The following is a 22,664-nucleotide window of genomic DNA, read 5'->3' as shown; positions in this document are numbered from 1 at the left end:
ATGACTCGATCCTTTTCTCTATCAGTTGACTTCAAGTATTAAAGATTGCGACGAATATTGCCTTCAAACCCTTCAACGTGATCTTGCATTGCCTTTGCTGCGGCGATTGAGTCGTGATCGCGGATCGCCTTAAGAAGTGCACGATGCTCGATCGTTGCCTCTGAAAGATTGTCTACACGGTCTAGCGCAAGAAACCAGATACGAAGTGCGTGACCGTAATACTGCTCAAGAGTCGTCTCAAGAAATTGATTGTGGGTGCACTGATAAATGTGTCGATGAATACGCTGGTCCAATTGAATGAGCTTGGTCATATTCAACTTGCCTTTGATGGCGTCAATCTCCGCAATTAATGCGACCGTGATTGCCCTATCGTGTGGTGTCGAACGCTCGGCTGCCAAACTTGCCGCTTTGATTTCCAGCACTGCACGAACTTCTGAAATCGCAGAAAGATTCTGAACATCGACGCTTGCGACAAACATTCCGCGACGAGGATAGACATCCACCAACTTCTCACTTGCCAACGTTCGAAGCGCTTCCCGAATGGGAGTACGACCGAACCCCAAACGTGACATAAGTTCGGATTCATTGATCAGCGAACCGGGCTCAAGCTCTAACGAGACGATCATGGCGCGAATCTGGTTATAGGCCTCCTCCGATTGGGATACGCCAGGCTGGCTGGGTCCCTTTGCACCCGTCGAGATGGAGGTCACGCTCACGTAGGCGATGATATATCAGTATCAAACAGATAGATACATAAGAGCGAGTGATTTCTGAGAAATCGCTGAAATCAATGGGTACTTGGCACTTCTTGATGGACTTGCTCTCCGACCGGACTCTGGATCGCATGAGAAATACGAAGGTGTCATAGATGACGGGACTGCTCACTATGACGTGAAGTACTGGCACCCACATGGCACACCGATTGGATTGCCTAGGGGTCACGGCCTTACATAGACGAATGTTCGCGAGCGCACGATGTACTACCCATCACCCACTCAGGTTGATGTTCAATCAATTGAACTGAAGGTCTGCCCAGCACACGAAGCATGATTCTACGAATTCGAAGGTCTTCCTAAAAGTGGGTTAGCCCTCCCCCAAAATGGTGGCCATCTATTCATAAGAAATCCACTAAAGGTTCGTGCATTGGATCCCGTAGCAACGAAGTTTGGTTAGACCGTTATGCAATAGTTATCAAGTCGGTCAACTTTTCCTAGACGAGCGATGTTCCGAAGACTAAGTTTAGCCGAACTAAGCCTTGCCCAGGGTCGGTCGCGGGCGAGAGAAGGAGCGCGATACGCATTATCAGTGCGAATAGTCGTTCGCCTGCAGTCAATATGCGTACCGTACTGAACGGATTGATCGAAACAACATAACCAATGAGGAGGAATATAGTGACGTTCTCGAAGTTCACTCGGGGATCGGTGGGCGCAGTACTTGCTGTCGCACTCACGTTCCCTGCGTTAAGCATCACAACGGCATCCGCCGCTGCGAATTACAACACCGTCAAAAAGTTATCAGTTGGCAATGGCGGAATAAACGGCATGATCGCCGCCTGCCAAAAGGAAGGCCAGCTCAACGTCATCGCATTGCCTCACTACTGGGCCAACTGGGGCGATATGCTTGCAGGTTTCAAGGCGGCATACGGCGTGAAGATTGATGAAGCCAACCCAGAAGGCTCTTCGCAGGAAGAGATTGATGCCGCAAATACCAACAAGGGCACCAACCGCTCACCGGACGTTTTCGACATCGGTATCGCTGTTGCAGATAAGTATGCCGGCACCGGCACTTTCGCCCCATACAAAGTTAAGATGTGGCATTACCTATCTTTTGCATCAACTCTTTCGCCAACGGGCGAATTCACCCCGGACTACACCGGAACGTTGACCATCGGGTACGACGGATCACTTGGGACAATTACGAAGTTGGATGATCTCTTGCTTCCAAAGTTCAAGGGCAAAGTTGCCTTGAACGGCGATCCAACGGGGTCAGCCACCGCGCTCAATGGCTTATTCATGATCAACAAGGCGCTCGGCGGAACCTTCGATGATGTCTCAAAAGGTGTTGCCTTCTTCAAGAAATTGAAGGATGCCGGAAACTTCATCAACGTCGACCCAACCGAAGCCACCATTGCCTCGGGTCAAACCCCAGTTGTTATTGACAATGGCTATGTTCAAGCTGGAGTTCAGAAGCAGATGGCGGCAGCTGGAAAGAGCTGGAAGATGTTCACCCCAGCCCTGGTTGGCTCGACATACAACCTGGCAATTTCTGCTTGGGCTCCGCACCCAGCATGTGCTCGCCTCTGGTTGGAATACACACTTGGCGAGATCGGCGCGAAGACCTTCGCAATCGGTGGAGCTACCCCAGCATTATGGGTATGGATGCTAAAGGTCAACCATGCGCCTGCTGAGGGAATTGCCGCAATCGGCAAGAGCAAGATTGCTGCCTCAAAGGCAACACCTGATCAGGCCAGTGCGGCAGTCATATATCTTAAGAAAGCATGGCCAGCAGCGGTTGGTGGCTAAGGAGATATAGTCGCCCAATGACTCAGGTCACTGATACGAGAGCCGGTTCTGCCACTAGCAGCGCCGGCTCTCGGCGTTGGCGTAGCAAGAGTGCCTACCTGGGAGTTCTGCCTTTCCTAATCTTTTCTGGTTTATTTCTGCTTTATCCGACGTATAACGTCATTTTGGGCGCATTCAAAAACAATGAAAACAAATTTAGCCTTTCAGCCCTTACGGAAGCATTCAACTCAAGTATCACGCGTCACGCTTTTAAGAATTCACTTATCCTCTCATTGTGGACCGCCCTAGCCGGTTCGATATTGGGTGGATTGTTCGCGTGGGCTCTGATCACCGGAAAGAAGAAGGGCTTCTTTTACCGCTTCTCCGTTGCCCTCAGTTCAGTACTGGCTCAATTCGGTGGCGTCATGCTTACCTTCGCTTTTCTGGCAACCTTTGGTTTTAACGGCGTTATTTCCACCCTCGCCCTAAAAGTTATGCCCGGCTCATTCTTGGCCGACTCCGCCTGGTTGTACGGGTTAAATGGCCTCATTGTCGTCTACACCTTCTTCCAAATTCCCTTGATGATTTTGGTCTTTCTCCCCACAATCGAAAATCTGCGCCCCCAATGGAGAGAAGCCTCTGACTCTCTGGGCGGCAATTCCCGCGAATACTGGACGAAAATTGGCATTCCTGTGCTCACGCCTTCCTTTGCAGGAGCCGCGCTGTTACTTTTTGTTAATTCATTCTCCGCGTATGCCACTGCTGCAACACTCATAAATTTATCAAGTTTCTTGACTCCGCTTCAGATTGCCACCTCGCTCAATAGCGAGGTAGGTGGCGCCAACCCGGCAGAAGCGAAAGCGCTCTCCTTCTTTATGATTGTGCTCGTAACATTCGTCATGGCTCTCTACGCACTTCTCCGCCGTCGCGTAACCAAGTGGGAGGCGAACCGATGAAGCGCACCTGGAAACTACAAACGTGGCGTCGAATCATCATCGGCTTTGTTGGCCTCTATTTAATGGTGCCTCTATATTCAATGTTTGACTTTTCAACCAAGCCCTTTGCCATTGCAGACAGCGGAAGAAACCTGCGCGCCTGGAGAATTATCCCCAGCCAACCCGATTTAGGCATAGCAGTTCTACGATCTTTGATTACCGCCGGGATAGTGATGATGCTGATCCTCTTTATGATCGTGCCTACCGTCATCTGGATCCAATTGAAATTACCAAAATTGATCAGACCATTTGAATTACTCTGCTTGCTTCCCTTGGCGATTCCGGCAATTGTAATTGTGGTTGGAATCGCACCCCTCTACCGCTGGATTTCAATTAATTTATCTGAGTCACCCATTACGCTCGCTGGTGTCTATTCAATGTTGATCTTGCCATATACATATCGGTCGCTTTCCGCGGCGTTGGACGCGGTAGACATTCATACACTTGCCGAAGCCGCGCAAACATTGGGCGCATCAACTTTTAGGATGATCTCTGGCGTCATTATGCCGACCATTCGTACGGGCATCATTAATGGTTCGTTCATTGCAATTGCATTGGTCCTTGGTGAATTCACAATTTCAAATATTCTCAACTTCAAGACCTTCCAGGTGGTGATTGCTCAAATTGGTAGAACGAGCGGGAATATAGCCGTTTCTGTTTCGCTTGCATCAATCATTTTCGTCTTGATTTTGCTCTTACTCGTCCCTGCCACTAAACGTCGTGCCGCAGTTCTCGACGTTGACCTCGCCTGACCGAAAGGAACCATACGTTGAGCTCTTCGCCGTACGTACAGTTGCTTGACCTTGCTAAGCACTTTGGCAAAGTTAAAGCCCTCGATGGGTTAAGCCTTGATATTGCTCAAGGCGAACTTGTCGCACTGCTTGGCCCATCGGGATGTGGCAAGACGACGGCACTTCGATCGTTGGCTGGTCTGCAAGAGTTGGATCGCGGACAGATGATCGTCGATGGCAAGGATGTAACTTTCCAAAATGCCAATAAGCGCGGCATGGGAATGGTTTTTCAAGCTTATTCTCTCTTCCCCCATATGACCGCTGGGGAGAACGTTGAATACGGGTTGAAATTGCGCGCGCATAAAACTTCTGCCGAGAAACGGAAGCAACGCTCCAGCGAACTTCTCGAAATTGTCGGACTTTCAACGCACAGAAACCACTACCCCCACCAACTCTCCGGTGGGCAGCAGCAGCGAGTTGCACTGGCTCGCGCTCTAGCAATCTCTCCCAAAGTCCTACTCCTCGACGAACCTCTATCTGCCCTTGATGCAAAGGTGCGCACGCAATTGCGCGAGGAAATTCGCCGCATTCAGTTGGAACTTGGCACCACAACACTCTTTGTGACACACGATCAAGAGGAAGCACTTAGCATTGCCGACCGCGTCGGAGTTATGCGCAATGGTCAACTGGAACAGATTGCAGTCCCTGCCGAACTCTATGACCGTCCCGGCACCGCCTTCGTTGCCGAATTCGTTGGGCTGACCAATCCCATGCAGGGAAAGGTCAATGGTGGATCAATCGAAATTCTCGGTGGATCGCTTCAGGTTCTTCCTGGTTCGATTACCTCGGGCATAGGAATTGCCCTTGTTCGCCCTGAGAGCATTCAAGTGAAGGCTAATAAAACAGGAACCGCCAGAATTTTCTCTGCCAGTTTTCTCGGTGCATCATGTCGCCTCATGATCACCTTGGCTGATGGCACACGCATTACTGCGCAGATGCCGAGTTCGGAAAGCGTCGGTCTCATTGCCGGAGCAACCGTCGATGTCTCAGTACTTGATATGCCGGTCTTTGTGAAAGTAGCGAGCTGATCTGGAGCACCAACTCGTTCGTTTTACTTTAGATTCTCGGCCGCTGCCAACTGCCCACAGGCACCTTCAATTTCTCGTCCACGCGTATCTCGCACAGTCGTCGGTACACCATAACTTTCCAGAATCCGCACAAATTCTGCTTCGTCTTCCGGACGAGATGCCGTCCATTTAGATCCTGGCGTTGGATTCAGAGGAATCAAATTAACGTGGGCATTGCGATTCTTAAGCAACCGCCCTAAAAGATCTGCGCGCCAGGTTTGGTCGTTGATATCGCGAATGAGTGCGTACTCAATCGAATATCTACGTCCAGTCTTTTCTGCGTAGGCATCTGCTGCCTGAAGAACTTCCTTTATTTTCCAGCGCGAATTAATTGGGACGAGCGTGTCTCGAAGATCATCATCAGGACAGTGAAGGGACACAGCAAGAGTCACTGGAAGACCCTCATTCATTAATTTTTCAATTCCGTTGACCAGGCCAACAGTAGAAACTGTTACCGATCTTGCACTAATTCCAAGTCCATGTGGGTTTGGATCGGTGATGTTGCGAAGGGTTCGCATGACGGCGTTGTAGTTCGCCATCGGCTCGCCCATTCCCATAAACACAATATTTGAAAGGCGGGTAGGTCCGCCGGGTAACTCACCCTGCGCACATGACCTGGCTGCGGCAACGATCTGCTCGGTAATTTCACCGGCTGTTAAATTGCGAGTGAGTCCTGCCTGTCCTGTTGCACAGAACGGACAGTTCATTCCACACCCGGCTTGGGATGAGATACATACCGTTGTGCGATCGGTGTAACGCATCAGAACACTTTCAACAAGTACGCCATCGTGCAGACGCCATAAATCTTTGCGCGTCATCCCATTGTCGCAAGTAACCGAACGAACCAATTCGATGAGTTTAGGCGTCAAGAGTTCGGCAATTGTCCCTCGTAAATTCGCCGGAATATCACTCCACGTCTCGGGATCTGAAGAAAGGTGTGTGAAATAGTGATTTGCAACTTGATTGGCCCGAAATGCTGGAAGCCCAAGTTCAATAGCTAGTTCACGTCGCTGTTCGGGAGAGTAGTCCGCAAGATGGCGGGGTGTCTTCTTCTTCAACTTGGGTTCGTCGAAAACCAATTTGATTTCTGGAGTCTTCTCAAGGCGAGTCATAAATAGCGCTTAACAATTTCGAAGGCCAACCAAACAGCGGGGCCTGAAAGAAGGGCAGAATCCAATCGATCAAGCATGCCGCCATGGCCCGGAAGAATTGTTCCCATATCCTTCAATGAAAGATCACGCTTCATCGCGCTTTCAATCAGATCGCCACTGGTGGCGGTAAAGACAACCATGAGTCCAACAAGTGCGCCGACCCACCAATGTTCGTGCATGAGGTAATGAAATGTGAGGGCCCCGCCAAGAACGGTAAATACCAGAGATCCTGCCAAACCCTCCCATGTCTTCTTCGGACTAATTTTTGGTACCAACGGATGCTTGCCAATTAGGACTCCTACCAAATAGCCGAACGTGTCATTACACGCAATAAGCACCACAAAAGTCATGACCCGATCGAAACCGTCAACTGGTCGCGCCAGAAGAATTATAAAACCGGAGAGAAAGGGCAAATAAATAAGTACCAGCGTCGTAGCTGTAGCACTCTTAATAAATCCATCGGGTCCGCGGCGCAGCAAATCGACAAGAAGTATCGGTAGGCAGAACGCGGTAGAGATTGCCAGACCAGTAAGACTCCCCCGCCACGTAGCCGCAGTGAGAACCACCGTCGCAATGATTAATGCTGGCAAAGAAAGGTAAGTCTTGCCAACACGAAACGCTTGGGTAATTTCACGAATACCAAGAATCACTGCTGCGCCGATGAGGATTGCAAAAAGTTCACGATGGTAGGCAAGTGCAAACCAGACAAGAGCGACGATGGAAGCGCTGACAGCGATCGAAGGAAGAAGTTTTCTCCCCGCCTTGCGATTTATCGCTTCATTGATCGCATGTAAGTCATTCATTCGACAGTGGAACTCTCAGACCTCGAGAAGTTCGATCTCCTTATGCTTAAGCAGGTCATCGATTTTTGCGACGTGCTCGGATGTGATCTTCTCTAATTCTTTCTCGCCACGAGTGAGGTCATCTTTCCCGATTAGGCCGTCTTTCTCTAACTTTTCGATACTCTCTTTCGCACCCCGTCGGATATTGCGAAGTGAGATCTTGGCATCTTCGGACTTGGTACGTACCACCTTGATGTACTCCTTGCGGCGCTCTTCTGTAAGCTGTGGAAAACCAACCCGAATGACAACCCCATCATTGCCCGGATTTACACCAAGGTCCGATTCACGGATGGCCTTCTCAATCGCAGCCATCGCACCCTTATCAAAGGGAGAGACAATCGCCATACGAGCCTCCGGCACCTGAATAGAAGCCAACTGCGAAAGCGAAGTAAAGGTGCCGTAGTAATCAACCATTATCTTGTTGAAGAGCGAGGGATGGGCGCGACCGGTTCGAATGGACGCGAAATCTTCCTTCGCGACCTCGATAGCTTTGTCCATCTTTGTCTCGGCATCCTTCAGGTTGCCAGCAACATCACTCATTACTACTCCTCATTCTTGTAACTTCTTTGAAGTTTACGATTATGCGACCAGCGTGCCGATAGTCTCACCACGAACGGCGCGACCAATATTTCCATTCGATTTGAGATCAAAAACAATGATGGGAAGTCCATTTTCACGGCAGATACTAAATGCAGCTGCGTCTGCCACTGCCAGAGACTTCGAAATCACTTCATCATAAGAAATACTTTCGTACTTAACGGCTTTTGGATTCTTACGAGGATCATCAGAGTAAACACCGTCGACTCCGCTCTTAGCTAAGAGCAATGCTTCCGCGCCGATCTCAAGTGCACGTTGCGCCGAGACGGTGTCGGTGGTGAAGAACGGCATGCCTGCGCCCGCTCCGAAAATCACAACTCGTCCTTTTTCCAAGTGTCGGATTGCGCGGCGCGGAATGTAAGGCTCGGCAACTTGCCCCATGGTGATCGCGGTTTGGACTCGAGTATCAATGCCTTGCTTCTCCAGAAAATCTTGAAGCGCAAGGCAGTTCATGACCGTTCCGAGCATCCCCATGTAGTCGGCACGAGCGCGGTCCATTCCCCGTTGCTGTAATTCCGCACCGCGGAAGTAATTTCCTCCGCCAACAACGATGGCAATTTGGACACCCGTACGAACCACATCCGCAATCTGCTTGGCAACATCTTGGACAACATCGGGATCCACGCCAATGCCCTTTGCCCCGCCAAATACTTCTCCAGAAAGTTTAAGGAGCACCCGCCCGTAACTACCTCTACTACCGGGCATAAGTGCTCCTTTCGCTTAATTACTAGAGTCTAAAGGTCTGGTCCTAAAGGTTACTGACCCACGCGGAAGCGTTGGAATGCCTTTACGGTTGTACCCGCCTCATCAAGGATCTGCTTGACCGTTTTCTTGGCATCCTTGGCGAATGCCTGTTCGATCAAACTGACCTCCTTCACGAAACCAGTCACGCGACCTTCAACGATCTTAATAAGGGCTGCCTCTGGCTTACCCTCATTGCGGGCTGTCTCCTCCGCCAGGCGTCGCTCGTTCTCGATGAGTTCGGTTGGAACATCTTCGCGATTGACGTATGTAGGAGCAAAGGCGGCAATGTGCTGGGCAATGTCCTTGCCCACCTCAAGTGCATCCTTGGACAACTGAACAAGAACGCCCAGTTGTGGTGGCAAATCAGGACTGGTGCGGTGAAGGTAAACCGCGGCAGGACCATCAAGAACGGCAATGCGGCGGACCTCAATCTTCTCGCCCAAAGTCGCATTTGCTTCGTCGATAACATTTTGAACAGTGCTACCTGGTTTAATTTCTGAAGCCAAATACGCATCAAGCTCTGAAATGTTGGACTCAAGCAAGTGCTCCAAAAGCTCGCCTGCCAGCACCTGAAAGCGCTCACCTTTGGCGACGAAGTCAGTCTCGCAGTTGAGTTCGAGCATGACGCCATAGTTGTTCTGGACCTTGGCAATAACAAGCCCGTTGGAAGCCGTCCGGCCCTCGCGCTTGGTGATTCCCTTCAAGCCCTTGACTCGGATGATTTCAACAGCCTTGTCGAAATCGCCTTCCGCTTCATCGAGAGCCTTCTTGCAATCAAGCATTCCCGCCGCGGTTGCCTCGCGAAGTCTCTTTACATCGGCAGCTGAGTAATTCAATTTAACCCTCCGTTACAGCATTGGTTTCGACGACCATTGGTACTTCTACCTCTGGACGAACCTCAACCGCCTCCGTGTCGGGAGCGGCATCGCCGGAGAGGATTTCTTTCTCCCAATCGGCGAGTGGCTCACCAGCAGCAACAGTTTCTGTATCAGCCTTCACTTCTTCTTTCACACTGGCTGCCGCGCGCGCTTGCAGTCCGGCAGCTACTGCATCAGTGATGACACGGGTGAGGAGTCCGATGGAGCGGATTGCGTCATCATTACCTGGAATTTTGAAGTCAACTTCATCTGGATCGCAGTTGGTATCCAAGATTGCAATAACTGGAATACCGAGCTTCTTTGCTTCGGCAACTGCGAGGTGTTCCTTCTTGGTGTCGACAACCCAAATTGCACTTGGCAACTTGGTCATATTACGAATTCCATTGAGGTTCTTATTGAGCTTCTCGCGCTCACGACGAAGAACGAGAAGTTCCTTCTTGGTCAGCAACTGATCATTGGCGCTTTCTAGTGCTTCAAGTTCCTTGAGACGCTGAATTCGCTTGTAGACAGTTGGAAAGTTGGTGAGCATTCCGCCAAGCCAGCGCTCGGTGACGTAAGGCATGCCTACGCGAGCAGACTGCTGAATGATTGGCTCTTGTGCTTGCTTCTTTGTGCCCACATAAAGAATATGTCCGCCCTTAGCCACGACATCCTTTACAAATTCGTAGGCGCTATCGATCAATCCGAGTGATTGCTGAATATCGATGATGTAGATGCCATTGCGCTCTGTGAAAATAAAGCGCTTCATCTTTGGGTTCCATCGACGCGTCTGGTGTCCGAAGTGAACTCCGCTGTCGAGAAGTTCTCGCATTGTTACAACCGCCATGGCGGCACACTCCTTCTTGCGCACTTCTCTCGAAGTTCGCTCTCGGTTATTGGGTCAACTATCTGCTGGCCCGCTAGCGCCTAGACACCGACCAGCGAACTGGACCGAGGTGGTACTTACTAGGCGCGTGAAGTCATCACGATGGTCTGTGATGCAGGGGCAATCCTACCTGACCGATTGGGGTCGAAGTTCCGCATTATTTTGCGTAGAAAACCGTATAAGTCTGGGGGCGTTACGCCCGCGGATGTGCCTGTTTGAAGGCTTTTTGTAGCCTTTCCGTCGAAACATGGGTGTAAATCTGAGTAGTCGCAAGTGAGGCGTGACCCAATATCTCCTGAACCGTCCGCAGATCGGCGCCGCCTTCGAGCAAATGGGTCGCAGCTGAATGACGCAGAGCATGCGGACCCATTCTCCCTACTCCTTCGAGGGCCGAGAGTGCTTCATAAACCACCGTTCTCACAGTTCGTGGATCTATCCGCTTTCCACGGGCGCCAAGAAAAACTGCGTCGCCCGAAACCGAATTGATTAAAGCAGGTCGGCCTTCTTTGATCCACGCTTTCAACGCCCTCATCGCCGGATTACCGACAGGGACGGTTCGTTCCTTATTACCTTTACCCAGAACTCGAAGAGTTTGACGTTCGTAATCAATATCCAGAAGATTGAGTCCACATAATTCGGCGACACGAGCACCGCTGGCATAGAGCACTTCGACCATGGCGCAATCGCGAAGAGCCAGCGGCGTCTCCTCTTCACCTACACGTACCGAAAGAGCTTCCATTGCGAGCAGAGCATTTGGAATGTCAAGAATCTCGGGCAATGTGCGATGCGCTTTTGGAATGGCCAGAGTGAGGCCGACATCGGTGGGAATCAGGCCGGATTTAAAAGCCCACTGAGTGAAGAGGCGAATCGATACTGCTCGCCTCGATAAAGAGGTGCGAGCTCCCCCTTTGACTTGCATTGTGGCAAGCCATGATCGAATATGTGAAAGATCCAACTCTTCGATTCTCTCAACCTCCAGCACGCGGAGTTGTTTGAAAAGGCTCTCTAGGTCCCCTAGATATGCACGAATAGTATGAGTCGCAAGATTACGTTCATGACGAAGGTGACTCTCAAAAGATGCGGTTACCGAATCCAGATCGCTCACATAACCAGATTACTCTGGAATTCTGCCTTGTCTAAGAAGTCCATAGGTGACTGCGTCCTCTAACGCCATAGCCGATGCAGCAATGACGTTCTCATGCACACCGACCGTACTCCATTCACCCTTGCCGTCACTTGTCTCTACAAGAACTCGAGTTATAGCGCCGGTTCCGAGGCGACCTTCAAGAATACGGACCTTGTAGTCGGTAAGTTCGAGTTGGGCCAATTCTGGATAAAAACGTAGTAGCCCGGATCGAAGTGCCTTATCAAAAGCGTTTACCGGACCATTTCCTCGTCCCACGCAGGCGATCTTCTCCCCTTGTGCGGTAAGAGTAATCTCAGCCTTTGTCACGATGCTCTGATCTTCGGCTCGCTCCACAGTTGTGAGCCAGTGATCGATTGAGAAGAAACTTGGTCGTACTCCAGTAGCCTCTTCGCGCAACAATAATTCAAAGGAGGCATCGGCGGCTTCGAAGGTGAATCCGCGTGATTCCATTTCCTTAACGCGCTCGACAACCCGACCTATGACTTCGCGGTCTCCTCCCAGATCAAATCCAAGTTCTTGTGACTTCAATTCTATGGACGCTCTTCCAGCCATCTCGGAAACAAGCATGCGCATGTCATTTCCAACAGAGGCTGGGTCTTCGTGTTGATACAACGATGGGTCAACTTTGATCGCACTTGCATGCAGACCGGCTTTATGGGCGAAGGCTGACACGCCAACGTAGGGCTGGCGAGCACTGGGGGCGACATTTGTAACTTCTGCAACTGCATGCGAAATACGGAATGCTTCCTGCAGCGCGCTCGCGGGAAGAACTTGTTGGCCCTTCTTCAACTGCAGGTTTGCAATGATTGTGACTAAGTCTGCGTTACCAGTCCTTTCGCCATACCCGTTGAGTGTCCCCTGAACATGTGTCGCACCTGCTGCAACCGCAGCCATCGAGTTTGCGACGGCACAACCTGTGTCGTTGTGGCAATGAATTCCAACACGAGCAGAAGTACTTTGGATGATGTCATGGACAATATCTGAAAGTTCATCTGGCAACATGCCGCCATTGGTGTCGCAGAGCGCAACTACATCGGCACCCGCCTCAACCGCGACTCGGATAACCTCCAAGGAGTAAGCACGATTCGAGCGGTAGCCATCAAAGAAGTGCTCGGCATCGAGGAAGACTCTCTGCCCTTCGCCGCGAAGATGCTTGATCGAATCGGCAATCATCTCCAAGTTCTCATCAAGCGTGGTGCGCAGTGCCAAATCAACGTGTCGGTCATGAGCCTTGGCAACGAGAGTGACCACAGAAGCACTCGAGTCGCGCAAGGCGCCAAGAAGCACGTCATCCGCGGCATTTACATGTGGGCGTCGGGTCGCACCGAAAGCCACGAGAGTCGCATTCTTAAGCTGCAATTCAGTCTTTGCCCGCGCAAAGAACTCAGTGTCTTTTGGATTAGCACCTGGCCATCCGCCTTCAATAAATCCAACACCTAAGTCGTCTAGATGGCGTGCAATCGCAAGTTTGTCATGAACCGACAGATTCAAACCCTCTTGTTGCGCGCCGTCACGCAGCGTGGTGTCATAGATATGAAAAGTATCAGACATTTTCATTAGAGAACTTTTCTCAGCCAATGATGTGAATCCTCAACGGTGCCATGCTGAATTCCAAGGAGGGTATTGCGAATCTGCATCGTGATGGGACCTGGGTTGCCATCGCCGGTCACCCACGTGCCCATGGCACTCTTAGCAGTTCCGACTGGAGAAACAACCGCCGCGGTTCCGCACGCAAAAATCTCAGTGATCTCTCCACTCTCGACGCCTTTGTGCCAGTCGTCAACACTGATCATTGTTTCTTCGACTTTGTAGCCAAGATCTGCCGCAACACTAAGTATGGAATCACGCGTGATTCCAGGCAGTAAAGTGCCAGTCAACTTGGGAGTGATTACAGACGCGTCTTTTCCTGAACCCTTAACAAAATAAAGATTCATGCCGCCCATCTCTTCAACCCATTTACGTTCGATTGCATCGATCCACACAACCTGGTCGCATCCCTGCTCAGCTGCAACCTTTTGTGCCACAAGGGAGGCGGCATAATTCCCCCCACATTTAGCCTCGCCGGTACCACCCGGTGCCGCCCGTACATATTCAGTGGAAATCCAGACAGTCACTGCATTCTCTGGATTGAAGTAAGCACCCGCTGGTGTAGCAATCAACATGTAAACCGCACGGTTTGTTGGTCGCACTCCAAGTCCAACTTCGGTGGCAAACATAAATGGGCGCAGATAGAGCGACTCCCCCACCTTGTCCGGAACCCAACTTGCATCCGCTCTTACGAGTGCATCGACTGATTCGATAAAGAGTTCAATTGGTAGTTCTGGCAGTGCCAGTCGTTTCGCGCTTCGTGCAAAGCGAGCAGCGTTTGCCTCCGGGCGGAAGAGTGCAACGCCTCCATCTGGTTGACGATACGCCTTTAATCCTTCAAAGATCTCCTGGCCATAATGAAAAACCATCGTCGCTGGATCCAGGGAAATCGGCGCATATGGCTTCAATTCCGCCTCAGACCAGCCACTCTCTTCACTCCACTCGGCCACAACCATGTGATCGGTGTAGTACTTACCAAAACCGGGGTTGGCTAATTTCTCAGCACGCTGCTCCGGAGTTAATGGATGAGTAGATGGTGTGATTTTGACCGTCATGATTATCCCCTCAGCGCTGCCACGAGCGCGCTTCCGATTTCAGTGGTGCTTCGTTTGGTAATACCGCGACTGCGAAGATCCTGCGCAACAACTCTTTCAACATCGCGAGCCGCCTCCGATAGACCCAAGTGGTCGAGCATCATCGCAATTGAAAGGATCGTGGCAGTTGGGTCAGCCAAGTTCTTGCCCGCGATATCCGGGGCCGAACCGTGTACAGGTTCGAACATAGATGGATACTTTCGAGTTGGATTGATATTTCCCGATGCCGCCAAGCCGATTCCACCACAAATGGCCGCAGCGATATCTGTTAGTAAATCTCCAAATAAATTGTCAGTAACAACAACATCAAAGCGCCCTGGATTGGTTATGAAGAACATCGCTGCCGCGTCCGCATGCAAGTACTCGGTCGTGACCGCTGGATATTCCTTGGCCACTTCATAGAAGGTACGCGTCCACAGATCGCCGGCATGAACCAGAACATTGTTCTTGTGAACCATGGTCAACTTCTTACGCGGGCGCAGCATGGTGCGATCAAATGCATCGCGGATGACGCGCTCAACACCTTTTCGGCTGTTGATACTGTCCTCAATCGCTACTTCACTCTCGCTACCGTAACCTAAGAACCCGCCGGCGCCAGAATACGGGCCCTCAGTTCCTTCGCGAACAACGATGAAGTCGACGACATCGGCAGTTGAAAGAGGGGACGTTACGCCTTCATAAAGACGCGCTGGGCGTAAGTTGACGTACTGATCAAATTCAAAGCGCAATTTAAGAAGTAATCCTCGCTCAAGAACACCGCTTGGAACTGAAGGGTCTCCAACTGCGCCTAACAATATGACGTCGGATTTTTTCAGTTCATCGAGTACGGACTTTGGCAGAACTTCACCTGTTCGGTGCCAATAGCCTGCGCCGAGTTCGTACGGAGTCTTCACAAATGAGACACCATGCTTTGCGCCGACAACATCGAGAACCTTTAGCCCCTCGCCAACAACCTCAGGACCGATTCCATCGCCTGCAATGACGGCAACATTAAATGAACTTGCATTCATTTCTATACTCCTAAAGTGACGGTTCGGACAAGGTTGGCACCCGTTTCACGGGATAATTCATCAAGTATTGATCGGTCTACAGGTGAATCCACCGTGATTGCCATGAGGGCGTTGCCTCCAAGGTGATCACGGGCAACCTGCATGCCGGCGATATTGATTGACCCTTTCCCAAGGATGTTTCCCACCGTCCCGACAACGCCAGGACGATCGGCGTAGCGCAGGAAAATGATGTTCTCTGTTGGCGCAAGATCGAGATCATATGAATCAATCGCAACGATCTTCTGCACCTGACGGATGCCCATCAACGTGCCGCTCACCGAGATTTTTACTCCTCGTGAAAGCGCGCCGTTCAAGGTGACAATGTTGCGATGCTCTGGAGAAATCTCATCTGTTGTTACGGATGTGACCAGACCGCGCTCTTGGGCAATGCCTGGAGCATTCACATAAGTGACATCTTCTGAACCTAATCCAAGGAGTGCGCCCTTAAGAGCGCTGATCCCGAGAACTGAGCAATCATGTTGAGCGATTTCACCGTGCACCGCAACTTCGATACTCACTGGAACTTCTCCAGCTAAACTCACGAGAACTCCGGCAAGTTTCTCAACGAGTGATAGCGCAGGACGAACATCCTTATGAATGACACCGCCTTTGACATTGACCGCATCCGGGACGAGTTCGCCAGCGAGCGCCTTACGGACTGAAACCGCAACTGCGATACCCGCACGTTCCTGTGCCTCATCCGTCGACGCACCAAGGTGAGGTGTGGCAACAACTCGATCTAGTGTGAAGAGTGGAGAGTCCGTACATGGCTCAGTGGAGAAAACGTCTAACCCGGCGCCGCCAACTCGACCTTCATTAATGGCATCATAGAGAGCGTTCTCATCAAGAACGCCACCACGCGCAGCATTGATGATGCGAACAGTTGGCTTCACCTTTTTGAGAGCCTCTACTCCAATGAGATTCGCAGTCTCTTTCGTCTTGGGCAAGTGAATCGTGATGAAATCACTCTGTGAAAGTAGATCATCAAGATCGACCAGTTGGACGCCCAACTGTGCCGCACGGGCTGGTTGGAGATAGGGATCATAAGCAACGACCTTCATTCCAAATGCCTGCATACGTGCTGCGACGAGTTGGCCAATACGCCCAAATCCCACGATACCCAAGGTCTTTTCGAAGAGTTCCGTACCGGTGTATTTGGACCGCGCCCACTTTCCATTTCGAAGTGCGGCGTGAGCCGGTGAAATATGTCGAGCAGACGCTAGCAATAGACCAATGGCTAATTCGGCAGCACTGACGATGTTGGAGGTTGGCGCGTTCACGACCATAACTCCGGCAGCAGTTGCGGCAGGAATTTCGACGTTATCAAGGCCCACACCTGCTCGTGCAATAACCTTTAGCCCCTTTGCAACCCCAATCGCTTCTTCGTCCATCTTGGTTGCAGAGCGGATAAGTACCGCGTCTACACCCGCGGCTAATGCAGCAAGCAACTCATCTCGATTCGCGCCATCGCAGTGACGAACCTCGAAATCAGGTCCAAGCGCATCTAAGGTCGCCGGACTTAATTCTTCCGCAATAAGTACGACTGGTTTAGCCACGGGCAGCGCTGCCCTCTTGGTAGTCATCCTTTGGATTCTTGACCCATGACATCAGTGCCCGAAGATTGCGACCAACCGCTTCAATTGGGTGGGTCTGACCCTTTTCGCGGAATGCTTTGAATTCAGGCGCACCGGCATCCTGATCATCGATAAATCGCTTTGCGAAAGCACCGCTCTGAACATCGGCAAGAACCGCCTTCATGTTCTCCTTCACGTGTGGATCGATCACGCGAGGTCCCGATACATAGTCACCATATTCGGCGGTGTCTGAGATTGACCAGCGCATCTTGGCAATGCCGCCTTCGTACATGAGGTCAACAATCAACTTGAGTTCGTGAAGACACTCGAAGTATGCAACTTCTGGTTGGTAACCGGCCTCGGTAAGAACTTCGAAACCATACTGAACCAACTGTGAAGCGCCACCACAAAGTACTGCCTGTTCGCCGAAAAGATCTGTCTCCGTCTCTTCAGTAAAGGTGGTAAGAATTCCGCCTGCACGAAGACCGCCGATTGCCTTGGCGTAAGAAAGGGTGAGTGGCCAAGCATTTCCGGTTGAATCTTGTTCTACCGCAACGATCACTGGAACTCCGCGGCCGGCCGAGTATTCACGACGCACAAGGTGTCCTGGGCCTTTCGGCGCAACCATGCACACATCAACATTTACCGATGGCTTGATGTAACCAAAACGGATACTAAATCCGTGGCCGAAGAAGATGGCATCGCCATTTTTGAGGTTTGGCTCGATGGACTCTTTGTAAATATGTCGCTGTACTGGGTCTGGTGCAAGAATCATGATGACAGTTGCTTCTTTAACAGCTTCAGCCACTGATACAACGCGAAGGCCTTCGGCCTGCGCCTTTTCGCGCGACTTCGAACCTTCAGCAAGACCGACACGAACATCCACGCCGCTGTCACGTAGGCTGAGCGCGTGAGCATGGCCCTGCGAGCCATAGCCAATGACGGCAACCTTTCGTCCCTGAATGATGGATAGGTCTGCATCTTCATCGTGATACATCGTTGCCACGGTGTTCTCCCTTTTCTTGGTCTTTGGTCTCTTTAATTCTGGTAGTCGGCCTGAGTGCTGATTTCGTGAAGTGTCGATATCCCCTGTGCGCTAAGGGTACGGTCAGAGAGCGCCGCGGTGCCACGCTCAAGTGCCACCAGACCTGACTGAACGAGTTCCCTTATACCTAGCGGAGTAAGCGCCTTCAACAAACCTTCAATACGAGCACTCTCGGCTGTCGCTTCGATAGTTATCGCTTCCGGATCTTCGTCAACAACTTTGGCGCCAAACTGGGCAACCAGAGCAAGTACATCTTGCCTATTCGTTGTTTCGACTTTGACTAGAAGCAATTCTCTTTGGATGCTGGACTCGACCGGCATCTCCGATACTGCAATTACGTTGACTAGTTTGTAAACCTGTGCCATAACTTGGTCAAGTACGTGTCCTTCAAGGTTAAGGACGATTGTCATACGTGAAATATCTGGATTCTCTGTGGGTCCAACCGCCAGCGAATCGATGTTGTATGCGCGCCGCGAGAAGAGCGAAGCAACACGCGCCAGAACACCAGGGCTGTTCTCTACGAGAACTGCGAGCGTATGTTTACTCATCACAACTCCTCTGAATCCCAGTCGGGAGCTAAGCCCCGAGCAATCATGATTTCATCATTAGAGGTTCCGGCCGCAACCATCGGCCAGACCATTGCATCGCGAAATACGCTGAAATCGACAACAACGGGTTGATCGTTTATTGACATCGCTTCCTTGATGACTGCATCGACGTCTTCCGTCCGTTCGCATCGAAGACCCGCACATCCCATCGCATCCGCCAACTTCACAAAGTCAGGAATGCGCTTGGAGTGCAGTGAGGTATTTGAGTAGCGACCTTCGTAGAACATGGTCTGCCACTGACGGACCATGCCCAGACTCTCGTTGTTGATGATCGCAACCTTGATTGGAATGTTGTTGAGTGCGCAGGTCACCAATTCTTGGTTAGTCATCTGGAAACAACCATCACCATCAATCGCCCAAACCGTTGTGTCCGGCATGCCAACTTTCGCACCCATAGCTGCCGGAACTGCGTAACCCATGGTTCCGAGCCCGCCAGAGTTCAACCACGTCCGCGGCTTTTCGTACTTAACGAATTGAGAAGCCCACATCTGATGCTGCCCAACACCGGCTACGTAAATTGAATCGGGACCCGAGATTGCGCCGATTCGCTCAATCACGTACTGGGGTGAGACAGAACCATCCTCGGGATGGGTGTAGCCAAGCGGATAGGTCGAACGTAGCGAACTCAAGAATCTCCACCATTGCGTCAAATCTGGTTTTGATTTCTTGAACTCGCCTTGTAGAGCGGGAATCAAAGCCTTGATCGTGTGTGCAAGATCGCCGATGACAGCAACGTCCGCAAATCGGTTCTTGCCGATTTCGGCTGGATCGATATCTGCATGAATTACCTTTGCATTCACGGCAAAGGATGAGAGTTTTCCAGTGACTCGATCGTCAAAGCGAGCGCCAAGAGTGATCAGGAGGTCGGCTTTCTGCAAAGCGGTGACTGCAGCGACAGTGCCGTGCATTCCTGGCATTCCAAGATGGAGATGGTGACTGTCAGGAAAAGCACCCCGCGCCATGAGGGTGGTCACGACTGGGGCACCCGTGAGTTCAGCCAGCCGCATCAACTCTTTATGTGCGTTGGACTTGATGACTCCCCCGCCGACAAATAAAACCGGTCGGGCTGATTGCGCGATTAGAGCGGCTGCATCGCGAATTGCCTCATCATCGGGATCAATCTGCGGTTTGTATCCGGCGAATTGCAACTTCGTTGGATACTTGAAATGAGTCATCGCCTGAAGTGCGTCCTTGGCGATATCAACCAGAACTGGACCAGGACGACCCGTGCTCGCGATATGGAAAGCCTCTGCAATGGCGCGTGGAATATCGTCAGGATTGGTGATCAGGTAATTGTGCTTAGTGATCGGCATGGTGATGCCGCGAATGTCAGCTTCTTGAAAGGCATCGGTACCAATGGCAGCCGATGGGACCTGCCCTGTGATTGCCACGAGTGGCACTGAGTCCATAGCAGCGTCGGCGATAGGCGTGACCAAGTTGGTGGCACCTGGGCCAGAAGTCACGATGCATGTACCGACTCGACCAGTCGCTTGGGCGTATCCGGTGGCCGCATGTCCCGCGCCCTGCTCGTGACGGACCAAGATATGACGGATCTTTGAGTCGAAGATTGGATCGTAGGCAGGAAGGATGGCGCCACCGGGGATACCGAACATCACGTCCACGCCTGCAGCCTCTAGTGATTTCACCAAACTGCTCGCCCCAGTCATCTCTTTGCTCATTCGCCCACTCCCTTCCGTCTCTGGTAATTAAAAATTTGCGCCTAATAATGCAAAAACCCTCAGTGATAACTGAGGGTAGCGCGGGATCTGATTGTGCTAGATCGCGCGCTTTTCAATCACTACTGATGTCTTCATTGGCATATTCTCTAATGAGCATGCGCAAGCGTCAATCCTTTGAGATTGTGATCTCACCATATGGACATGACCTGAAACACTTTTTTTAGTCGCAGACAGCGCCTTTGCTGGCAGATCCCACTAATTTCGAGTACTTCGAGAGCACTCCACGTGTGTACTTATGCGGCATCGGTGAAAAATTGATACGACGCTTCGCCAATTCTTCTTCATCGACAAGAAGGTCAAGGGTCCGAGTGATGGTGTTGATGCGAATGCGATCACCTTCTCGCACAAATGCAATCGGACCGCCCAGAGAAGCTTCTGGCGCAACATGTCCCACGCAAAGTCCAGTGGTTCCACCCGAGAAACGTCCGTCGGTGAGAAGCAATACGGATTTGCCCAATCCTGCACCCTTGATAGCGCCCGTTATCATCAACATCTCGCGCATCCCTGGTCCGCCTTTAGGGCCTTCGTAGCGGATCACGACCACATCGCCAGCCTGAATGGAGCCGTCTTCAAGTGCAGTCATTGCTTGTTGTTCGCGTTCGAAAACGCGGGCGGGGCCTTCAAAAATATCGACATCTACGCCAGCAGTTTTGGTTACTGCTCCATCTGGTGCCAGTGAACCATGGAGAATTGTGATTCCCCCACCTAGGGACATTGGATTTGTCGTTGCACGAAGGATCTCTCCGTCTGGATCAGGGGGCGCGATATCGGCCAAGTTCTCGGCCATCGTCTTTCCTGTCACGGTCAGAACATCCCCATGCAATAAACCAGCATCTAGTAGTGCTTTAAGAACAACCGGAACTCCGCCGACTTTATCCATGTCACTCATGACGAAGCGGCCAAATGGCTTGAGATCACCAAGCAGCGGCACACGCGAACCAATGCGATGGAAGTCTTCGAGATCAAGATCCACTTCGGCCTCGTGCGCAATTGCCAGCAAGTGCAGAACCGCATTGGTCGAACCACCCAATGCCATGACAGCAGTGATGGCGTTCTCAAAAGCCGGCTTGGTGAGAATGTCGCGAGTGGTAATTCCTTGCCGGATCAATTCAACTACGGCGGCGCCGGCCTTTACTGAGTATGCATCGCGTCGACGGTCAACTGCGGGTGGTGCGGCAGACCCGGGAAGTGAAAGACCAATTGCTTCGCCGACGGTTGCCATGGTGTTTGCGGTGTACATGCCACCACAGGCACCTTCACCGGGACAGATCGCACGCTCGATCTTGTCTAATTGGGCTTGGGAAATCAATCCGCGAGCGCATGCACCGACTGCTTCGAATGCATCAATAATCGTGACATCTTTGCCATCCACTTGTCCTGGCAATGTCGAACCTGCGTAAACAAAAACGCTTGCGACATCGATGCGCGCCGCAGCCATCATCATGCCTGGCAACGATTTATCGCATCCGGCGAAAGTCACCATGCCATCAAGTCGTTCGGCCTGCATGACTGTCTCGACGGAGTCGGCGATAACTTCTCGCGATACGAGTGAGAAGTGCATGCCTTCGTGGCCCATGGAAATTCCATCTGAGACAGATATGGTTCCAAATTGAAGAGGAAATCCGCCGGCGTCAATCACTCCCTGGCGGGATGCTTTTGCTAAACGGTCCAGGGATAAATTGCAGGGGGTAATTTCGTTCCACGACGAGACAATGCCGATCTGCGGCTTGACCCAATCCTCATCCCCCATGCCCACCGCGCGCAACATTCCGCGGGCGGGTGCTCGTTCCATTCCATCAGTGACCAGACCAGACCGGGGCTTCATTGTGCTCATTGGGTAATCGTAGGCGATCGCCCACGATTGTTTGGCGAAACAAATTCTTTACTGAACTGCGAGGTCCGCGATTCGGGCAAAAAGTCGGTTTGGGTGAGCAACCGGTCGCGAGGATCTATGGAAGCCAAACCTCTCGTATAGTCCCATCATCTCCGGGGTCAAGGCGTCGACAATTAGGTATCGCGCTGCAGCAATCTGGGATGCCTTCTCCGCTTCCGTCACAACGTCCGCAATTAGAATTCTGCTTAATCCCTGACCTTGTAACGAAACATCCAAGGCGAATTTACCCAAGAGAAGTGCGGGAACGATGACTTGTTCACCCCTTGCCAATTTCTTGGGAAGCTCATCTCGACTAAAAGAGTGCGCAGTGAGGGTATAAAAGGCAACAACAACGCCATCGCCAAAGTGCCAGACATAAGTACGGCCGTAGCCTCGCGCACTGGCAGCTGAAGCGTGGCTACGAAGCCATAAATCAATCTTTGGTTCACCAGAGTCGAATTTAGCCAATTCGTGATGGCTAGCCAACTGTTCTCGAACAATTCGACTGCTCACCAGG

22 protein-coding genes are annotated in these 22,664 nt (G+C 51.5%); 5 read left to right on the top strand and 17 right to left on the bottom strand.

Features of this window, described 5'->3' with window-relative positions; all coding sequences use genetic code 11:
- Nucleotides 1-38: 38 nt before the first annotated feature.
- Nucleotides 39-716, bottom strand: coding sequence for a GntR family transcriptional regulator (locus VMW30_03875; GenBank protein ID HUW87498.1), 678 nt, complete (start codon nucleotides 714-716; stop codon nucleotides 39-41).
- 82 nt (nucleotides 717-798) lie between these two features.
- Between VMW30_03875 and VMW30_03870 the strand changes: the two genes are divergently transcribed.
- From VMW30_03870 to VMW30_03850, 5 genes are all read left to right on the top strand, one after another.
- A complete protein-coding gene (locus VMW30_03870) occupies nucleotides 799-954 on the top strand; it encodes a hypothetical protein (protein ID HUW87497.1) in 156 nt (51 codons plus the stop codon).
- 437 nt (nucleotides 955-1,391) lie between these two features.
- A complete protein-coding gene (locus tag VMW30_03865; protein HUW87496.1) occupies nucleotides 1,392-2,522 on the top strand; it encodes an ABC transporter substrate-binding protein in 1,131 nt (376 codons plus the stop codon).
- A 17-nt stretch (nucleotides 2,523-2,539) separates the two neighbouring features.
- Complete coding sequence (locus tag VMW30_03860) at nucleotides 2,540-3,457, top strand: ABC transporter permease subunit (protein HUW87495.1); 918 nt, start codon at nucleotides 2,540-2,542, stop codon at nucleotides 3,455-3,457.
- Nucleotides 3,454-4,248 carry an ABC transporter permease subunit gene (locus tag VMW30_03855; protein HUW87494.1) on the top strand — a complete coding sequence of 265 codons (795 nt, stop codon included), beginning with the start codon at nucleotides 3,454-3,456 and terminating at the stop codon, nucleotides 4,246-4,248. Before VMW30_03860 ends, VMW30_03855 begins: the two co-directional genes overlap by 4 nt.
- Before the next feature lie 17 nt (nucleotides 4,249-4,265).
- On the top strand, nucleotides 4,266-5,315 hold the full coding sequence (locus VMW30_03850; protein HUW87493.1) for an ABC transporter ATP-binding protein: 1,050 nt from the start codon (nucleotides 4,266-4,268) through the stop codon (nucleotides 5,313-5,315).
- Between the two features lie 23 nt (nucleotides 5,316-5,338).
- Here the strand turns inward: VMW30_03850 and rlmN are convergent, their stop codons facing one another.
- The 16 genes from rlmN to VMW30_03770 all read right to left on the bottom strand — a co-directional run bounded on the left by rlmN (nucleotide 5,339) and on the right by VMW30_03770 (nucleotide 22,660).
- Entirely contained in the window at nucleotides 5,339-6,466 is a 1,128-nt protein-coding gene (gene rlmN / locus VMW30_03845) for a 23S rRNA (adenine(2503)-C(2))-methyltransferase RlmN (GenBank protein HUW87492.1), read from the bottom strand.
- Nucleotides 6,463-7,308 carry a phosphatidate cytidylyltransferase gene (locus tag VMW30_03840; GenBank protein ID HUW87491.1) on the bottom strand — a complete coding sequence of 282 codons (846 nt, stop codon included), beginning with the start codon at nucleotides 7,306-7,308 and terminating at the stop codon, nucleotides 6,463-6,465. Before VMW30_03840 ends, rlmN begins: the two co-directional genes overlap by 4 nt.
- Nucleotides 7,309-7,323: 15 nt before the next feature.
- On the bottom strand, nucleotides 7,324-7,887 hold the full coding sequence (frr, locus tag VMW30_03835; GenBank protein ID HUW87490.1) for a ribosome recycling factor: 564 nt from the start codon (nucleotides 7,885-7,887) through the stop codon (nucleotides 7,324-7,326).
- A gap of 39 nt (nucleotides 7,888-7,926) precedes the next feature.
- On the bottom strand, nucleotides 7,927-8,649 hold the full coding sequence (gene pyrH, locus VMW30_03830) for a UMP kinase (protein HUW87489.1): 723 nt from the start codon (nucleotides 8,647-8,649) through the stop codon (nucleotides 7,927-7,929).
- A gap of 50 nt (nucleotides 8,650-8,699) precedes the next feature.
- Entirely contained in the window at nucleotides 8,700-9,524 is an 825-nt protein-coding gene (gene tsf, locus VMW30_03825; protein HUW87488.1) for a translation elongation factor Ts, read from the bottom strand.
- 1 nt (nucleotide 9,525) lies between these two features.
- Nucleotides 9,526-10,392, bottom strand: coding sequence for a 30S ribosomal protein S2 (gene rpsB / locus VMW30_03820; protein HUW87487.1), 867 nt, complete (start codon nucleotides 10,390-10,392; stop codon nucleotides 9,526-9,528).
- A gap of 232 nt (nucleotides 10,393-10,624) precedes the next feature.
- Nucleotides 10,625-11,536 carry a tyrosine recombinase XerC gene (locus tag VMW30_03815; protein ID HUW87486.1) on the bottom strand — a complete coding sequence of 304 codons (912 nt, stop codon included), beginning with the start codon at nucleotides 11,534-11,536 and terminating at the stop codon, nucleotides 10,625-10,627.
- A gap of 9 nt (nucleotides 11,537-11,545) precedes the next feature.
- Nucleotides 11,546-13,135, bottom strand: a complete 1,590-nt coding sequence (cimA, locus tag VMW30_03810) for a citramalate synthase (protein ID HUW87485.1) — start codon at nucleotides 13,133-13,135, stop codon at nucleotides 11,546-11,548.
- Nucleotides 13,135-14,220, bottom strand: coding sequence for a branched-chain amino acid aminotransferase (locus tag VMW30_03805; protein ID HUW87484.1), 1,086 nt, complete (start codon nucleotides 14,218-14,220; stop codon nucleotides 13,135-13,137). Before VMW30_03805 ends, cimA begins: the two co-directional genes overlap by 1 nt.
- A 2-nt stretch (nucleotides 14,221-14,222) precedes the next feature.
- On the bottom strand, nucleotides 14,223-15,269 hold the full coding sequence (locus tag VMW30_03800) for a 3-isopropylmalate dehydrogenase (GenBank protein HUW87483.1): 1,047 nt from the start codon (nucleotides 15,267-15,269) through the stop codon (nucleotides 14,223-14,225).
- A gap of 2 nt (nucleotides 15,270-15,271) precedes the next feature.
- Nucleotides 15,272-16,891, bottom strand: coding sequence for a phosphoglycerate dehydrogenase (gene serA / locus VMW30_03795; GenBank protein HUW87482.1), 1,620 nt, complete (start codon nucleotides 16,889-16,891; stop codon nucleotides 15,272-15,274).
- The gene (gene ilvC, locus VMW30_03790; GenBank protein ID HUW87481.1) at nucleotides 16,857-17,879 is read right to left on the bottom strand and encodes a ketol-acid reductoisomerase; all 1,023 of its coding nucleotides are present in this window, start codon (nucleotides 17,877-17,879) and stop codon (nucleotides 16,857-16,859) included. The genes serA and ilvC overlap by 35 nt, the downstream gene beginning before the upstream one ends.
- Nucleotides 17,880-17,920: 41 nt before the next feature.
- Nucleotides 17,921-18,475, bottom strand: a complete 555-nt coding sequence (ilvN, locus tag VMW30_03785) for an acetolactate synthase small subunit (protein ID HUW87480.1) — start codon at nucleotides 18,473-18,475, stop codon at nucleotides 17,921-17,923.
- Complete coding sequence (locus tag VMW30_03780; GenBank protein HUW87479.1) at nucleotides 18,475-20,214, bottom strand: acetolactate synthase large subunit; 1,740 nt, start codon at nucleotides 20,212-20,214, stop codon at nucleotides 18,475-18,477. Before VMW30_03780 ends, ilvN begins: the two co-directional genes overlap by 1 nt.
- Nucleotides 20,215-20,434: 220 nt before the next feature.
- Nucleotides 20,435-22,108, bottom strand: a complete 1,674-nt coding sequence (ilvD, locus tag VMW30_03775) for a dihydroxy-acid dehydratase (GenBank protein ID HUW87478.1) — start codon at nucleotides 22,106-22,108, stop codon at nucleotides 20,435-20,437.
- A gap of 48 nt (nucleotides 22,109-22,156) precedes the next feature.
- Nucleotides 22,157-22,660 carry a GNAT family N-acetyltransferase gene (locus VMW30_03770; protein HUW87477.1) on the bottom strand — a complete coding sequence of 168 codons (504 nt, stop codon included), beginning with the start codon at nucleotides 22,658-22,660 and terminating at the stop codon, nucleotides 22,157-22,159.
- Between the last annotated feature and the right edge of the window lie 4 nt (nucleotides 22,661-22,664).

The sequence above is a fragment of the Candidatus Paceibacterota bacterium genome, assembly GCA_035530615.1.
GTDB lineage: Bacteria > Actinomycetota > Actinomycetes > Nanopelagicales > Nanopelagicaceae > QYPT01.
The sequence above is the reverse complement of the archived record's forward strand: the minus strand, read 5'-3'. Positions and strand labels throughout refer to the sequence as shown.

What these genes read in the sequence shown, in the direction of transcription:
- ilvC (HUW87481.1), bottom strand. Translation starts at nt 17,879, where the DNA reads ATGTATCACGATGAAGATGCAGACCTATCCATCATTCAGGGACGAAAG.
- VMW30_03780 (HUW87479.1), bottom strand. Translation starts at nt 20,214, where the DNA reads ATGAGCAAAGAGATGACTGGGGCGAGCAGTTTGGTGAAATCACTAGAG.
- ilvN (HUW87480.1), bottom strand. Translation starts at nt 18,475, where the DNA reads ATGAGTAAACATACGCTCGCAGTTCTCGTAGAGAACAGCCCTGGTGTT.
- frr (HUW87490.1), bottom strand. Translation starts at nt 7,887, where the DNA reads ATGAGTGATGTTGCTGGCAACCTGAAGGATGCCGAGACAAAGATGGAC.
- VMW30_03855 (HUW87494.1), top strand. Translation starts at nt 3,454, where the DNA reads ATGAAGCGCACCTGGAAACTACAAACGTGGCGTCGAATCATCATCGGC.
- ilvD (HUW87478.1), bottom strand. Translation starts at nt 22,108, where the DNA reads ATGAGCACAATGAAGCCCCGGTCTGGTCTGGTCACTGATGGAATGGAA.
- VMW30_03860 (HUW87495.1), top strand. Translation starts at nt 2,540, where the DNA reads ATGACTCAGGTCACTGATACGAGAGCCGGTTCTGCCACTAGCAGCGCC.
- serA (HUW87482.1), bottom strand. Translation starts at nt 16,891, where the DNA reads ATGACTACCAAGAGGGCAGCGCTGCCCGTGGCTAAACCAGTCGTACTT.
- cimA (HUW87485.1), bottom strand. Translation starts at nt 13,135, where the DNA reads ATGAAAATGTCTGATACTTTTCATATCTATGACACCACGCTGCGTGAC.
- VMW30_03800 (HUW87483.1), bottom strand. Translation starts at nt 15,269, where the DNA reads ATGAATGCAAGTTCATTTAATGTTGCCGTCATTGCAGGCGATGGAATC.
- VMW30_03840 (HUW87491.1), bottom strand. Translation starts at nt 7,308, where the DNA reads ATGAATGACTTACATGCGATCAATGAAGCGATAAATCGCAAGGCGGGG.
- rlmN (HUW87492.1), bottom strand. Translation starts at nt 6,466, where the DNA reads ATGACTCGCCTTGAGAAGACTCCAGAAATCAAATTGGTTTTCGACGAA.
- rpsB (HUW87487.1), bottom strand. Translation starts at nt 10,392, where the DNA reads ATGGCGGTTGTAACAATGCGAGAACTTCTCGACAGCGGAGTTCACTTC.
- pyrH (HUW87489.1), bottom strand. Translation starts at nt 8,649, where the DNA reads ATGCCCGGTAGTAGAGGTAGTTACGGGCGGGTGCTCCTTAAACTTTCT.
- VMW30_03805 (HUW87484.1), bottom strand. Translation starts at nt 14,220, where the DNA reads ATGACGGTCAAAATCACACCATCTACTCATCCATTAACTCCGGAGCAG.